Raw genomic sequence first — 14,272 nt, 5'->3', positions numbered from 1 at the left:
AACCTGTTGAGCTTCTTTTAGGATAGGAAAGAAAATGTTAGTTGCTGGTGTAGATGAAGCAGGACGAGGTCCATTGGTTGGCTCTGTGGTTGCAGCTGCAGTTATTTTAGATCCAAACAACCCAATTCAAGGGTTAAATGATTCTAAAAAATTAACTGAAAAAAAACGTGAAAAGTTATTCATTGAGATTCAGGAAAAAGCGATTGCTTGGGCAATTGCTGAAGCAACACATCAAGAAATTGATGAGCTGAATATCTTGCAAGCTTCATTATTGGCGATGCGACGTGCTGTAGAGGCACTTAAAACGCGACCAGAACATGTGCTTGTAGATGGCAATAAAGTTCCTAAAGGCTTAAGCATGAGCTGTGATGCGGTCGTAGGTGGGGATGCTTTACATGCTGAGATCAGTGCGGCAAGTATTTTAGCCAAAGTAACGCGTGATCATGAAATGGTTGAGCTAGACAAGTTGTATCCGCAATTTGGTTTTGCTAAACATAAAGGTTATCCAACCAAAGCACACTTTGACGCCATCGCTGAACATGGGGTGATTGATCAACATCGTCGTAGCTATTCGCCAGTCAAAAAAGCACTGGGTCTTGAATAAAACGGATGATGTTTTTTACTGATCAATAAAAATTTAAAGCGGCTTAAAAGCCGCTTTAGTTTCCAAAACCACTATAATCTTAACGATTATAGGTGTTTTGCGAATTATCATCTTCAAAAGAAGGTTGATAATCTTGATCAATATGTTGCAAATGCTCGTGCATAGCACGCTCATGTTGAATACGTTGATAAATTTCTTCGCGATGTACAGAAACTTCTTTTGGGGCATTTACACCAATACGAACTTGGTTGCCTTTAACACCAAGCACAGTAACACTGACTTGATCCCCAATCATCAAAGTTTCTCCGACACGGCGGGTCAGAATCAGCATGTTTATCTCCTTGCTTAAACGCTAAACCTGCGATGAATTTCTAAAAACTAGAAAACACAACTTTAAATAGCACCGATAATTTTAACAGAATAATGTGACAAATTTTTCATTTTCACATTGCTCTATTGAAATTTCTCTAAAACCTCAAAAACTAATATAACAGAGCCACTATAGAAAACACTATAGTGGCTCTGATTTTTTCTTGGTCAAAACAGCGAATAAGTTGCTATATTTGATCAAAAATTATGCACGCGCACTCGATTCGCCATGTTCACGGTCTAAACCGAAGGCTGTATGGAGTGAACGAACTGCAAGTTCTAAGTAATTTTCTTCAATAATCACAGAAATTTTGATTTCAGAAGTCGAGATCATCAAGATATTAATCCCTTCATCTGCAAGTGCAGTAAACATTTTACTTGCAACACCTGCATGAGAACGCATACCAACGCCAACAATCGACACTTTAACAATGTCATCACGCGTAGCAACTTCACGCGCACCAATCGCTGTAGCCGTTTCTTCTAGGATTGCTTTGGCTTTTTTAAGTTCACCACGATTCACGGTAAAAGTGAAGTCAGTTGTGCCATCTTCTTCAACGTTTTGGATGATCATATCCACTTCAACGTTTGCAGCACCAATAGGCGATAAGATTTTAGACGCAATACCTGGTTCATCAGGTACACCTAAAATTGTTAATTTAGCTTCGTCACGGTTAAATGCGATACCAGAAATAATTGGCTGTTCCATATTGTCTTCCGCTTCAGTAGTGATTAGTGTTCCGACATTGTTTTTGAAATCTTCGTCGAATGCGCCATCATTGTCATTATCAAAACTTGATAATACGCGTAAAGGCACTTGGTATTTTCCTGCAAATTCAACAGAACGAATTTGCAATACTTTAGAACCGAGAGATGCCATTTCAAGCATTTCTTCAAATGAAATACGATCAACTTTTTTCGCTTTAGGTGCAACACGAGGATCAGTGGTATAAACCCCATCCACATCTGTGTAAATCTGACATTCATCTGCTTTTAATGCTGCAGCAAGTGCAACACCAGAGGTATCAGAACCGCCACGGCCTAAAGTTGTTGTATTGCCATCAATGTCGAAACCTTGGAAGCCTGCAACAACAATGACACGACCTGCATCCAAATGATTTGTCATCACATCTGTATCAATAGATTCGATACGGGCTTTGGTAAACGCGCTGTCAGTTTTGATACCAACTTGGCGACCTGTGAGTGACTTAGCTTCAACACCAATTGAATTGAGCGCCATTGCTAACATTGAAATCGTTACCTGTTCACCCGTAGACACCATTTGGTCTAGTTCACGAGGATCAGGGGTTTCGGTAATGGCTTTCGCTAAAGCCAATAAGCGGTTTGTTTCACCACTCATTGCGGATACAACCACTACAACCTTGTGGCCGTGGTCATGCCAACGCTTTACACGACGAGCAACATTTAAAATGCGCTCGGGAGTACCCATAGAAGTACCGCCATATTTTTGAACGATTAATGCCATAACGCCTAAACCCTTGAATTTATACAGGTAAAGTTTATTCCTGCTTACCGTGACTTTTATTATGTACACATATATGTACATAAATGAAAATACTGAATTTTTTAGCAAGCCGTAAAATTCGGGACAGTATATAGCAACGTAAATACGCTAACAATCATTGAAATAGACTAAAAGTACTAAGTTTTGCGATTTTTAACTTTTATACTATTTATATAGCCTTTTTAACAGGTTCAGAAACTTGGCACTTTTCTTCCCATGCTATTACTTCAGTTGTAAGATATCTTTTCATTGTTCCACCATCCGAACCAAATGCAGGGGCAGGGAATGGAACACCCCATGGTGTTTTTTCTTGCCATCTATTTAAGGTGCGTTTTGAAATATGAAACATTTCACACACACTATTTGATGTTAGATATTTTTCCATATTTACACCTCAGCAAATTTTCTTTCTAGAGCGTTTAATATCATTAGCCATAGAAAGAGTAGACTTTATAATTAACCTTTCAGCTTGATTAACATCATCAAGACTGTTCATATAACTAGCGATCGCATTACCAGCTATGCAAAATCCAAATTCAATTGCCATTTGTGGATCTGTCTTTTTTAGATGCTCAAACATAGGCCCAATCATTTGCTGGAACAGTTGTTCTGCAACTTCAGCGGGTGTTCCTTCAAGTTTTAAACTTGCTATATCCATTACATCCACCATAAATCTAAATTAATAATTACGAACCCATTTAATAAAATCGTCACTTCAAGCAACATTAGAAACCCTTCCATGTTTAGTCCTCAAAGTTATATCTGGTGAAGATAAGTGCTCCTCAAATTCCTTACCTAATTCAAAAGCTGCTGTATTCCCATTTAAGCCATCAGTTACCAATACATAGTGATGTTTCTTTTTGATTCCACGGTCGCTAATGCGCGCCGTGAAACCTTTAAATTTGAGATTTTTAACTTCATATCCAAGCTTTTCCAACCAAATTTGAAAAGCTCTTAAGTTTTTGGTTTTAACTACAGTTTTCAATTTTTAGCTTCCCATGGTATGTCAGTTTTCATCATGAGGTCTGAACGCCGTTGACTTACAAAGCTCATTAAACTTTCCTGAATTTGAGGATCACATTCGCTTATTTCATCTTCAAGTTTTGTAAGTTCAATCAAAGTTTTTGCTTCTTGAATCCTTACCATTAATGATGATTGGGATTTCTCTGGTGGGTTAAATTCAGCTAAACGTTTATGGATAGCATCCATAACTGGCTTGCGTTCTTCTTCAGTCCAATTCATTGTGTATTTGTATAGGGCGTTTGCTTCTTTAGGAGTCTTAACTATCTTTAAACGTTCTATCAACTCATCAAGAACCGATTGATATGGATGCAATGCAGGAGAATTATCATCTGCAATTAATGAATCTTCTGTGGTGGTCAATATTTCCTGAGAAACGATTGTGATAGGCTGGCTAAATTCCGCCAATTTGCTTTCTTTGGCCATCGTAATTTCGAGTAATTGTTCTGCTGAAAACCCTTGAGAATCAAGATCCCTTAAAGTGATTTCAATTTCTTGCTCAGACTCACAAGAGTTAATCCCATCTATATAAATTTGATTGTCCAAGCTTGTTAATTTTGGCGTATATTGTTCAGGATCAAGCTCTATCAACTTATCCTCTGTTAGCTTACAAAGATGTTGAGTATGTTCACGCTCTAGATGACCATTGGCAAAAAACACTGGGCGTAACAAAAGAACAGCTTCTGTCGTAGTACAGTTTGCAATTTGCGCTGCAAATTTATCAATTATTAAGGTAGGATCTGTTTCAATTTCTGAAACTTCTTGAATAGTGAATCCTTTACGACTTTCAGTCGTTGGCTCTTTAACAACGCCTTGAGCTACTTCACTACTTGACTCAGCTTTTTTACGTGTAGTTTTTTTGGGTTTAGCTTCAGGTTTCATGAATTCTTGAAAATTAACAACTTTTAAGACTAAATCATTATTTATACCAAGTAAGCTTTGCATAGCTTTAGCTTGATTTTGGGCACTTTCAAAGTCACGCTGTACCGAACCATTTTTTACTGCTAATACGAGTTCTTCATATTCAGGAATAAATTGTCCTTTAACAATACTTCCAGTATTACCCAGTAAAAACACATCTTGTCCTTCTGAAAGTTCTTCTAGAGAATAAGGTTTTAAGAATGTGTATCCATTAATTGTAATTTCATCAATCTTGATACAAAACTCATAATTCTGCATAGCAAAAACAGTAGCTGGGAATTGATCAAGATCGTCAAATACCATCAACTCGCCTACAGCACGGCACATGATATTTTTACCAGCAATTAATGCTGCGAAAGCTTCATTTCCATTTAAAATGTTCATTTTTTATTTTCCTCAATGCTGCATTTGATTTTGTTGTTGAACTTGGTTTATCGGTGGTGCTTCATTCCATCCCATTTGATCTGCTCGAGCACGGCAGGCTTTTGATATACCTGACTCGTATTGAGTACCTTTGAATGTGTTAATTGCTTTATCAAGGGTTTGAGGATTTTTCGCATCTTTAATAGCGTTTAGAGCATCGTTAAAACGCTGAGCCAATGGCTTTTGTTGCTGGCCACTAGCTTGATTATTTTGATTGCGATTCGGTTGTTGAGCCTGTCTCGAGTTTTGCTGATTATTTTGATTTTGAGAGGGCTGTTGTTTTTGCTCATTATAATGTGCTGCAGCCATTTCTTGATATTTCCAATCATCCCAAATACCTGAGAAAATATCACCAGCAAAACCAATAAAACTAAGCGCCTTCACCATTGCATCTGTGACTGATTTTTTAGGAGCATCCTCGTCGTATATCATTTTGCCTGTACTGGTTTTATACATGGCCATTGTTCCGCCCATATGTTCCACTGAACACTTTTTACCTTCTTGCATATACCAAACGCGGACTGTCGCATAATGCATCATTGTTTCGGCATTACATTGCTGAAAACCTTGTTGAACTATTTCAATTCCCCAACCTTGGCCACAAGGGCCAAAAGTCTCGGTAGCTCGTTGAACTAACCAATACGGTTGAGGTGATGAGCCTTTATAAGATTTACCTGTAATCGGTTTAACTTTCTTTGGATCTGTGATGCTTAAAGAATTCCAAAGATCCATGTTTGTATTATTTGAATTAGTCATGATTAAGCTCCAGTCCAGCCCATACGCTTTTTATATGCGCGACGTTCGTAAGAGGGAATATTTGAATTTTGAAGACCGATTGCTAACGCTTTACGTTTTTGGAATTTGCGCTCACGTTCAAAATTAAGGCTAATCCAAGGTTTCTCTAAGTGCTCTGCGAATTCGATAAGAAACAAATAGCCTGATTTGCTTACACGGTAAATTTCACCATTTTTTTGAATGTATTCAGATGAATAAATACGCATACGGAATTCGCCGTTTTCATCACTAATGAATTCTGATTTTTTAGGAGTAGATGTATTCATTAGATTGCCTCCACTAATTTATTACGTTCGATATATCCGACAATAATTTGATTAATCATTCGGTGATCGTTGTAGTCAGTAAAGTCATTCCATTCTTGACCATTTACGTCCGTGATTTTCTCAATTGCCAAGTTTGTAATATCAACAGTTGTGAATTCTGAACCAGGTACGCCGTAGCTATCTGGATGAGATTCAAAATCAAAGCTAACTTTAAGTAAGAAGCTATCAAGTTTAACAACGGCCATGCCTGATGAATCAGAAGTGACCTTTAAAGCTTGAATGCTATATGAAGAAGGGGCAGTGTTAGGAACTACTACTGCAGGTTTATATTCAGTAGCTTTTTGATCATATGTAAGACCGATAGCACCTACTGTGAATAAACCACTTATTGCTGCAACTTTGATAAAGCTGAATGGCTGTACACGATGTGTAACAACGGGATTGATTGAATGCGGTTTTGTGTTCATACTTATCTCACTCTTTGAGTAGAAACCCTCGAATAGCTTTGGTCGGCTTCGGGGGTTTTGTTTTTGTATGAGATAAATATTAGCATACTAATATTAACAGTCAATAAGTTTGCTAATATATTTATTAGCGTTTTTATTTTTTTGTTTATTGATCCATAAAATAAAACCCCGCATGAGGCAGGGTGAGATAAGTCAAATTTGTATATATGTCATGTCTTTCTGATAATTTTAGGGTTCATATTGTCATTGGAAGGAATATTATTTGGTCCAGTTTTAAACCCTAAGAAGCTAATCCTATCTAAGATTACAAGCCTCATTAAAAATAAACTTATATGTAGTATCTGTTTTTAAATTAATTTTAGATTTTTTAGCTATATCAAACTTTGTTAATTTTCCATTTTTGTCAAAAAGTTGACCGCCAAGATCAGTAACATCATTTTTTTTACAATCAATTTCAACCTGATGTAAGTCATAAGAACCTACAAAGCCAACATATTCTTTGAAGCTTACTCTAATCCTTCCATTTGAAAGTAATTTAAATTTTTCATTAATAAATATTTCTTGAATATAATTTTTATTAATTGGAATATAAATCTTTTTCCATGTTTCTGCCTGAGATAAAGTAGTTACAAGCATTAGTGCGCACAATAGAAAATTTTTTCTCAATGTTCTTAAATCCTTATCTACTTTCCAAACGATCTCAGGTGCTCAACAACAACTCCAATGATTCGAATCTCATGTTGTATTGAATTCATGGTAGGAAAGTCTGAATTTAGTGGAACTAATTCAAAAGTTTCACGACCATGATCATCGTAACCAATTGCTCGATATTTTTTAAAAGTTGCTTCATGGCTACCATTTTGAGCAATAACATAACAGCCTGGATAAGGTTCTTTTGCAGAGTCAATTACTAATTTATCACCTGGCATAAATTCTGGAGACATGCTTAATCCTGAAACTTCAAGGGAAAAAACACTATCTGGACGACAACTGCGATAAGTTGTATAAGTTTCACCCTTTGGATTAATCCCATCATACCCTGATTCATGAAATATCCCCGCTTGAACAAAATCAAGGATTGGAATTTTATAAAGTGGGCTTTCATTGATTACAACATTAGTAAAATTTGAATCCTGCTTTCCTACAGTTGAAGATCCCACACCTGTTTGCAACCAATAAGCATCTACACCTAAAAATTTAGCTATAGCAGGAAGGTGAGTAGAAGAGTCAACACGTCCTGTCTCTAACTGACTATATGCTGATTGTGTAATTTTAATAGCTTCAGCCACATCAGCCTGAGACTTCTTAGCGTTCTTTCTGGCTTCTTTAAGTCTATCTTTAAGCATTTTAAAAACTCACATTAGTTATGAAAATAATATTAGGCAACTAATATGAAATCAAATAAGAATACTTATTGACTATTTATTAGTATGCTAATATTATCTATCTTGTTACTTATAATTTAATAAGAGAATGCTAATGCAAGCCTTATACATACAACTAGTAGAGCATTTTGGCAGCCAAGATCTTGCTGCTAAAGCCTTAGAGGTAAGTCAATCAAATATTAGTGGCTATGTTTCAGGGCGTTGGAACATGTCTGTAGATGTTGCTATCCGAGCCGAAAAAGCCACAAGTGGGAAATTTAAAGCTGCCGAACTTTGTTCATCTTTAAAAAAATTCCAATCTTTAATTGCATAGGAACAATTATGAGTCTTGAAAAAGAAGATCTTCGCACTAAGCACGACCCTGAAATTATGGACAAACTTCGAGATATTTCTGCGTATTACGGTATGGAAATGAGTAGACAAGCTTCGATCCTCTTCGAAAAAGCCATTGTTGGTGAATGGCATATCGTCAATTTAGGGCTTGAGCGAATCAAAAGAAATGAGCGGATGCGGGAGATAGTGGTCGGTGACGGGAATGACGGGGATAGTCAGGTCAAATTTCCACTTCAAGTTTTAGACAATAAAAAAGCCTGATCTCAGAAATCAGGCTTCTAATTCATCAATTATGGGACCAATGAATATGAAATCAAATTTAGCACAACACCAAAACACAAACAACATTAATGCTGATTTTCTGCTGGGTGATGTTGTGGTTCTCACAAAGCCACACTACACGACAGATTCAGAGGAATTATTCAGTGTTGAAGAGTTTCACTCAAATCTTGATATGTACGAAATTGAGTCTAAAAGTTATTTGCTGCATGTTTTTGCAAATGAAATTCGCACAGCATCAATTGCAGAAATCCAAGCCAATCGCCGTTTAACCGAAGCTGAACAAGCAGTCGCGGAGGTTTCATGAATAGCCATTTTCAAATTAAACCTGAGCATAAGCAGACTCAGGAAATCCAATCATTTTATGAACCAACTTTGCTTTTGTTGAACCATATTCATGACATCAAAAAAGGCAATCTAAGAATGCGTGGTTACAACGAAGAGAATGCAGCTGTAACCAAGGAAGAATTGACCCAAAAGATGGCTTATCGATTCAAGATCACGATTTGGTTATCACATCAGGTTATTACGAGCTTGATCAAGGCTGAACAGGTCATTTCATTTGGTGGCTACGTAAAGCCTAAGGTCGGTGAATTATGAGCCTTGATGCAACTGTATGGGCATGGAAAATTAGACAAAAACAAAAGAAAGGCGGCAGTATAAAACCTTTAAAAAAATTGGTTTTGCTGTCACTTGCGGATCGTGCAAGTGAGGATCATTGCGCTTATCCAAGTGTGGCCAGATTGGTTGAAGATACCGAAATGGATCGTAAAACCGTTTTGAAAATCATCGATGAGTTAATAGAAGATGGATTAATTCAAGATACAGGTGAGCGAAAAGGACGTACAAAACAGGTAAAAGTATATCAATTAATGGGAGTGAGTGGTCGTGAAACCGTACCAATAACGGTACTGTTAAGTGATGAAAATCAAGACTTAAACAATACCAACAATGGTACTATTAAAGGGTCTAAAGAGTCCCAACAATGGAACAGTACCAATAATGGAACAGTTCCAACAATTCCATTAAACAGTCCCAACAATTCCGTTAAAGAGTCCCAACGTTGGGACACGGAATCTTTCAAAGAATCTATTAATGAATCTAAAAATAAAAATGGGTGGCTTTGTTTTAATAAACTCCGTTTGGAATTAGATCAAGCTGATTCTTCTGTAGTACCAAAAGAAATTATCGAAGCAAGTTGGTTTGAGCGCGAAAAGAAAACTTTCGAACTTTTTAATGCTGGAAACAATCTTTGTGATGACTTGATGATTTACCACTTTGCAGACTGGCTTTTAAAAAATCGCCATAAATACGGAAATAAATCTAAGCCTGAGCAAATTAATTTAGATCCTGATTTCCTTGTTTTCGCTTCACCAAGTCAGATGTACATGTTTGCAAACAAACTTGCTCGACATCCTGAAGTTATCAGCAAGTACAGCACTGCAGGTGAATCATACGAAAATCTTGCTGGTCGCATAGCTGCAAAACTTGCTGATCCAACTGAACGCCAGAATTGGAAATCACATCTTGCTGACGTTGGATTTAAATCCAAGAGCAGAGGTGCTGCGTAAGTGGAAAGTATCTCAATTGCTGAATATAAAAAGAGATACGCGCCTAAGGTGAAAAGAAAATCGAAGCGTAGTAATTCATTAAAAAAAGAAGGTGTTGTAAGTGATGGTGAAGCAACATTAATTCAGCACTTGAGAGCTTACGGAATCGAATTTAAACAAGAGTATCAGTTCAATGAGAATCGTAAATGGAGAGCTGATTTTCATATTACTGGTACCAAGATTTTAATTGAAGTTGAAGGAGGTATTTGGAGCAATGGCAGACATACAAGGGGGAAAGGTTATATAGCGGATATGGAGAAATATAACTCAGCTCAGGAGCTGGGTTATTTAGTGTTCAGATATAGCACTGAACAGGTAAAAAGTGGCAAGGCGATTGAAGAAATTAGACGGTTAAAAGGGTGATTATATGAATGCAGCAGTTACGATTATGCAGTCAACAGACTGGAAAAAATACAGCTTTGAGGAATGGTGTCGCCAGTTAGGGGCTTGGATAAATGGTGATAATGAAACAATGGTACGTATTGTAAAAACAATGCCAACAAAACGGATTACGCAAAAGCAGCGTGAAAGATTGCTTGCAATGTACATGAAAGATGAAAATTTTATAGATCGTTTGTGTGTAAAGCGCAAAGGGGTTTGCTGTGAGTTAAATAGCAATGAAGCGAGAGCAATCCAAAAATTATTAATTGATCTACAATCTATAGATGATGAGGTTGTACAGGACTGGATCGGTTCAATTTGGTGGCATTACGTAATGGGTGAGTCATTGCGAGATATAGCTAAAAGCAATGATACTTATATCGCTCAAATTCAGCAGGACATTAAATGCGGTTTAGCTTTCATAAAATCACGATACCCACACTTTTTAATTGAAAAATTTATAAAAATTGAAAAACAAATTAAGGATATTGAATCCACTTGACTGTATATACAGGGTATGGCATATTTGTGATATGTTGGCGAATTTGTATAACACCGCCGTCTAAAACCTCGCATTGCGGGGTTTAATTTTATTGAGTTTATTCTGAGTGACTACTTGCGATTTACAACTAAAAATTATTAAAGATAATATACAAAAGTCAGAAAGACTGAGAGTGTGGCTGATTGATATCCATAAGTTAGAAAGGAGAATAGTTTTTCAATCTGAAATACTCAATGCTTGGAATCAAATTAATGATTGTGATCTTACAAAAACAGAGTTAACTAAAATAAAAAATATATTTGACAATTATCTTTGGAGAAAAAAATTTTTAGTTTATAAAATTAATTCAAATATGTTAGAAGAACTAAATGAATTAGTATATAAAATTTTAGAAAGATATGATCTAGAGTTAGTGAGTTTTGTAGAATCTCAAAATAAAAAATCGTCTAAAGAAGATTTTAGGATAAGCTTAAGCAATGAAGTAAGTAAGCAGTTTACTTTAGTTGGTACTACAAATATTATCGCTATTCTTATGAAAAAAGTTACAGATAATTCTAATTCTGATATCAAAATTTTATTTTTTATAAATTGTTTTTTTATTATAGTAATAATGATTATTTGTTTTAATTCTTTTATGAGTAATAAACCCCTTGGAAGTTATACACGAGTTTCAATTTGTTTTTTGGTATATATTATTCTAATTATAAATGTTGTTGTAATTGGTTTAACTGATAATTATTACTTAAATGTACAAGGGGTTTTCTTTATAAGTGCTTTTATTTCACTTTATATATCAGTTGCATTTAATTCGTTATTAGCATTTCATCAACAACATAATGAAGTTTTCACTATGCAGAAGGTTGTTATAGTGACTATTTTGATATTCGTTCTTGAACTTATATTTTTTGCTAACTTATTTAGCAACTATCTAACAGTAGCAGTTGAAAAAATTCCTGTTCTTCACATAGCTTTTTTTAATATGTTTTTATAACACTTTAAAGGGTGCTATGTTTATCATTAATCTAATATTTCTGTGACACGGTTTTAGGTCATTAAAAATTAATTATACATTGATTTGTTTGAAAGAAATTTATAAAATTTAGTTACTTATTTGAAAGTAGAAGTAAAATAAATATGTTTAAACTTATAATTACATTTGCCATAAGCTTAATATTGGTTGGATGTGTAGCACCTAATAAAGTTTTGAAAAGTAAACCATATAATTATGAAAGCCGTCCAATAGCAACCAAATGGGTGAATACTGATATTATTTTAGTCAAAGATGCACCAAATGGGAATGAGATAGATAAGCTGTATGGTGGTAATCAAATTTATATTTATGGATATTATGGGAATTGGGCAAGAATAAGTAATGATACGGCCTCACCAAGATGGATTAGCACTTATCTACTTTGTGATTACGAAGGTTGTTTTAGAAAGCCTATTGCAGAGCCAGAAACAATCTATAGAGATAAACCTAAGTATGAAAGTCTACCATATGAATATAGAGTTTCTGAACCACAAGTAATTTATAAAACTAACAAACCAGCTCAGAATAAAAGCACTGGTAGCAGAAGTACTAGTCCTAAAACTAAACCACCAGTTCGCACCACTTCAAGTTATTGCCCATGCTCTGGAAATAATTATTGTGTGGGTCCAAGGGGTGGGCATTTCTGCATTACAAGTGGCGGAAACAAAAGATATTTACCGAGATGAATGTAGTTTAGCCGAACGGATTACGGCACAAAGAACCCCGCTCAATTTTAGATATTGGCGGGGTTTTTATTTTTAAATATATTGTTTAAAACAAAAACGCCTTCATTAGAAAGCGTTTGCTTGAAGCAGGGGCCATTAAGTTGTAAGATAAGGTATATATTGATTTATATATACATGTAACCAATATATACACTTAGTAAAAACAAAGACATATGTCCAGTTAGTTCTAAGTAGAAAAGACCAAATCCCTTTAAGCAAGTCATCGAGTCGCCAAACTATAGATTTTGCTTTTTGGGGTTTTTTTATTGTCAATTTAATATGTATTTCTATCATCAATAGATACTCCTAAGAACAAGATTAAAAAAAAATATAACATACTTCACCTCATTAGAAACTTTAAGGAATGATAAAAACTTAATTAATAACCATAAGTTTGATATTTATTTTAATGATTTTTTGCGTTTTTCACAATATGTATAAGTTGTTGATATTTATAATTAAAAAAATAAATTTTTTAAGTTAACTTTTTTTGTTAGTTAAACACTAACCTGAAGTCAATTTTTGGGAGTCACATTCCATTGGATTTAAAGCAGTATCATGAACGAACAAAAAAGAATCTACCTAAACTAAAACCAAGAACAAGACCTTTACCTAAGGCAAAAGAAGCATACTTAGAGGCATTTAAAGACTTTGAGCAATCACTAAATGTATTCAATATCAAGTATGAGAAATTATTCCAATTTGAATCAACAAAACATTGGCGTTTTGATTTTCATCTTATTGAACTCAGAATTTTAGTTTAAATTTCTGGTGGGCCATGGTCGGGCGGCTGCAAAGGTAAGCTTAAAGATAAAGCTTGGAGTATGGATCGTTACGATGTTGCTGTCGATATGGGTTACACCGTTGTAAGAATGGAGTCAGCGCCAAGATATAAAATTCAGGAATATGGACCATTACAGGTCGAATCTAATTTTTCTAGTCAGTGGCTCAAGAATTTGAAGAGGCATATTTTCAATGGAACAGATTAGACCATTTCCACCGACTGATTTTATTGATCAAGCAGAGGAAGAAGAAGCGATTCGCTTGGCACCCGCCGTGGATCTAAAAGAATGGGTGATCACAAACTTCTTAACGCTTGGCGGTGCACTTCATAATCCCGACCATGACCATATAGCTGAATTACTTCATGATGATGAAACTTTTTTAGCATTCGCATGGGCATCATCTGCCGCCGTTGCTAAAAAGAGAATGGTATTAGGGCAGTGTGAAAAGGTCATGTTTAATCAAGGTGGTTGGCGTAAAGCTCGGCAAGAGCAGCAAATGCGCGACTGGTTTGGATTTGTTCCTGTTTATCTAATTACTGTCGATGCAAGCTTTTGCGAACGTGCAAATGACCGTGAATTTTGTGCTTTGATTGAGCATGAGCTATATCACATTGGTGTAGAGCGTGACGAAGATGGGGAAACTCTCTACAGTGATCACACAGGCTTACCTAAACATTATTTAGCTGGCCATGATGTAGAAGAGTTTATCGGGGTGGTCAAACGCTGGGGAGCAAGCGAAAACGTCAAGCGAATGGTTGAGGTCGCTAAAAACCCGCCGTTTGTATCAGATTTAAATATTTCCAAGTGCTGCGGTACATGTCTAATTAATTGAGCCTTGAGGCTCTTTTTTTT

At 35.7% G+C, this 14,272-nt stretch carries 21 protein-coding genes and 2 pseudogenes; 12 read left to right on the top strand and 11 right to left on the bottom strand.

Annotation, left to right across the window (positions count from 1 at the left end; all coding sequences use genetic code 11):
- Positions 1 to 34: 34 nt before the first annotated feature.
- The gene (gene rnhB / locus CQZ96_RS05060) at positions 35 to 604 is read left to right on the top strand and encodes a ribonuclease HII (RefSeq protein ID WP_056510505.1); all 570 of its coding nucleotides are present in this window, start codon (positions 35 to 37) and stop codon (positions 602 to 604) included.
- A gap of 79 nt (positions 605 to 683) precedes the next feature.
- Here the strand turns inward: rnhB and csrA are convergent, their stop codons facing one another.
- From csrA to CQZ96_RS05005, 11 genes are all read right to left on the bottom strand, one after another.
- A complete protein-coding gene (gene csrA, locus CQZ96_RS05055; RefSeq protein ID WP_004721174.1) occupies positions 684 to 935 on the bottom strand; it encodes a carbon storage regulator CsrA in 252 nt (83 codons plus the stop codon).
- A 243-nt stretch (positions 936 to 1,178) separates the two neighbouring features.
- Complete coding sequence (locus CQZ96_RS05050; protein ID WP_004721171.1) at positions 1,179 to 2,459, bottom strand: aspartate kinase; 1,281 nt, start codon at positions 2,457 to 2,459, stop codon at positions 1,179 to 1,181.
- A 208-nt stretch (positions 2,460 to 2,667) separates the two neighbouring features.
- Complete coding sequence (locus tag CQZ96_RS05045; protein WP_004820804.1) at positions 2,668 to 2,883, bottom strand: hypothetical protein; 216 nt, start codon at positions 2,881 to 2,883, stop codon at positions 2,668 to 2,670.
- Positions 2,884 to 2,892: 9 nt separating this feature from the next.
- Entirely contained in the window at positions 2,893 to 3,156 is a 264-nt protein-coding gene (locus tag CQZ96_RS05040) for a hypothetical protein (protein ID WP_105712915.1), read from the bottom strand.
- Between the two features lie 57 nt (positions 3,157 to 3,213).
- The gene (locus CQZ96_RS05035) at positions 3,214 to 3,483 is read right to left on the bottom strand and encodes a hypothetical protein (RefSeq protein WP_105712914.1); all 270 of its coding nucleotides are present in this window, start codon (positions 3,481 to 3,483) and stop codon (positions 3,214 to 3,216) included.
- The gene (locus tag CQZ96_RS05030; RefSeq protein ID WP_105712913.1) at positions 3,480 to 4,823 is read right to left on the bottom strand and encodes a hypothetical protein; all 1,344 of its coding nucleotides are present in this window, start codon (positions 4,821 to 4,823) and stop codon (positions 3,480 to 3,482) included. The genes CQZ96_RS05035 and CQZ96_RS05030 overlap by 4 nt, the downstream gene beginning before the upstream one ends.
- Positions 4,824 to 4,835: 12 nt before the next feature.
- The gene (locus tag CQZ96_RS05025; protein ID WP_105712912.1) at positions 4,836 to 5,618 is read right to left on the bottom strand and encodes a hypothetical protein; all 783 of its coding nucleotides are present in this window, start codon (positions 5,616 to 5,618) and stop codon (positions 4,836 to 4,838) included.
- 2 nt (positions 5,619 to 5,620) lie between these two features.
- Positions 5,621 to 5,923 (bottom strand): hypothetical protein, encoded by a 303-nt coding sequence (locus CQZ96_RS05020; protein ID WP_105712911.1) that lies wholly within the window; start codon positions 5,921 to 5,923, stop codon positions 5,621 to 5,623.
- Positions 5,923 to 6,390 carry a hypothetical protein gene (locus CQZ96_RS05015; RefSeq protein ID WP_105712910.1) on the bottom strand — a complete coding sequence of 156 codons (468 nt, stop codon included), beginning with the start codon at positions 6,388 to 6,390 and terminating at the stop codon, positions 5,923 to 5,925. Before CQZ96_RS05015 ends, CQZ96_RS05020 begins: the two co-directional genes overlap by 1 nt.
- Positions 6,391 to 6,684: 294 nt before the next feature.
- Positions 6,685 to 7,026, bottom strand: coding sequence for a hypothetical protein (locus tag CQZ96_RS05010; RefSeq protein ID WP_105712909.1), 342 nt, complete (start codon positions 7,024 to 7,026; stop codon positions 6,685 to 6,687).
- Between the two features lie 47 nt (positions 7,027 to 7,073).
- Entirely contained in the window at positions 7,074 to 7,736 is a 663-nt protein-coding gene (locus tag CQZ96_RS05005; RefSeq protein ID WP_105712908.1) for a LexA family protein, read from the bottom strand.
- A 133-nt stretch (positions 7,737 to 7,869) separates the two neighbouring features.
- Between CQZ96_RS05005 and CQZ96_RS05000 the strand changes: the two genes are divergently transcribed.
- The 11 genes and pseudogenes from CQZ96_RS05000 to CQZ96_RS04950 all read left to right on the top strand — a co-directional run bounded on the left by CQZ96_RS05000 (position 7,870) and on the right by CQZ96_RS04950 (position 14,252).
- Positions 7,870 to 8,088 carry a YdaS family helix-turn-helix protein gene (locus tag CQZ96_RS05000; RefSeq protein ID WP_105712907.1) on the top strand — a complete coding sequence of 73 codons (219 nt, stop codon included), beginning with the start codon at positions 7,870 to 7,872 and terminating at the stop codon, positions 8,086 to 8,088.
- Positions 8,089 to 8,096: 8 nt separating this feature from the next.
- Positions 8,097 to 8,369: a hypothetical protein gene (locus CQZ96_RS04995; protein ID WP_105712906.1), complete on the top strand. Its 273-nt coding sequence runs from the start codon at positions 8,097 to 8,099 to the stop codon at positions 8,367 to 8,369.
- A 46-nt stretch (positions 8,370 to 8,415) separates the two neighbouring features.
- Positions 8,416 to 8,694, top strand: a complete 279-nt coding sequence (locus CQZ96_RS04990; protein WP_105712905.1) for a hypothetical protein — start codon at positions 8,416 to 8,418, stop codon at positions 8,692 to 8,694.
- Entirely contained in the window at positions 8,691 to 8,987 is a 297-nt protein-coding gene (locus CQZ96_RS04985) for a hypothetical protein (RefSeq protein ID WP_105712904.1), read from the top strand. Before CQZ96_RS04990 ends, CQZ96_RS04985 begins: the two co-directional genes overlap by 4 nt.
- Positions 8,984 to 9,958, top strand: a pseudogene (locus CQZ96_RS04980) (helix-turn-helix domain-containing protein). Before CQZ96_RS04985 ends, CQZ96_RS04980 begins: the two are co-directional and overlap by 4 nt.
- Complete coding sequence (locus tag CQZ96_RS04975) at positions 9,959 to 10,360, top strand: DUF559 domain-containing protein (protein WP_105712902.1); 402 nt, start codon at positions 9,959 to 9,961, stop codon at positions 10,358 to 10,360.
- A gap of 4 nt (positions 10,361 to 10,364) precedes the next feature.
- Positions 10,365 to 10,880 (top strand): hypothetical protein, encoded by a 516-nt coding sequence (locus CQZ96_RS04970; RefSeq protein ID WP_105712901.1) that lies wholly within the window; start codon positions 10,365 to 10,367, stop codon positions 10,878 to 10,880.
- Positions 10,881 to 10,986: 106 nt separating this feature from the next.
- Positions 10,987 to 11,871: a hypothetical protein gene (locus tag CQZ96_RS04965; RefSeq protein ID WP_105712900.1), complete on the top strand. Its 885-nt coding sequence runs from the start codon at positions 10,987 to 10,989 to the stop codon at positions 11,869 to 11,871.
- Between the two features lie 143 nt (positions 11,872 to 12,014).
- The gene (locus CQZ96_RS21625) at positions 12,015 to 12,596 is read left to right on the top strand and encodes a hypothetical protein (RefSeq protein ID WP_228722774.1); all 582 of its coding nucleotides are present in this window, start codon (positions 12,015 to 12,017) and stop codon (positions 12,594 to 12,596) included.
- 578 nt (positions 12,597 to 13,174) lie between these two features.
- Positions 13,175 to 13,624 (top strand): annotated as a pseudogene (locus CQZ96_RS04955) (hypothetical protein).
- On the top strand, positions 13,611 to 14,252 hold the full coding sequence (locus tag CQZ96_RS04950; RefSeq protein ID WP_105712897.1) for a putative metallopeptidase: 642 nt from the start codon (positions 13,611 to 13,613) through the stop codon (positions 14,250 to 14,252). The pseudogene CQZ96_RS04955 and the gene CQZ96_RS04950 overlap by 14 nt, the downstream one beginning before the upstream one ends.
- Positions 14,253 to 14,272 lie beyond the last annotated feature (20 nt).

The organism is Acinetobacter sp. MYb10, from assembly GCF_002980175.2.
Classification (GTDB): domain Bacteria; phylum Pseudomonadota; class Gammaproteobacteria; order Pseudomonadales; family Moraxellaceae; genus Acinetobacter; species Acinetobacter guillouiae.
The sequence above is the reverse complement of the archived record's forward strand: the minus strand, read 5'-3'. Positions and strand labels throughout refer to the sequence as shown.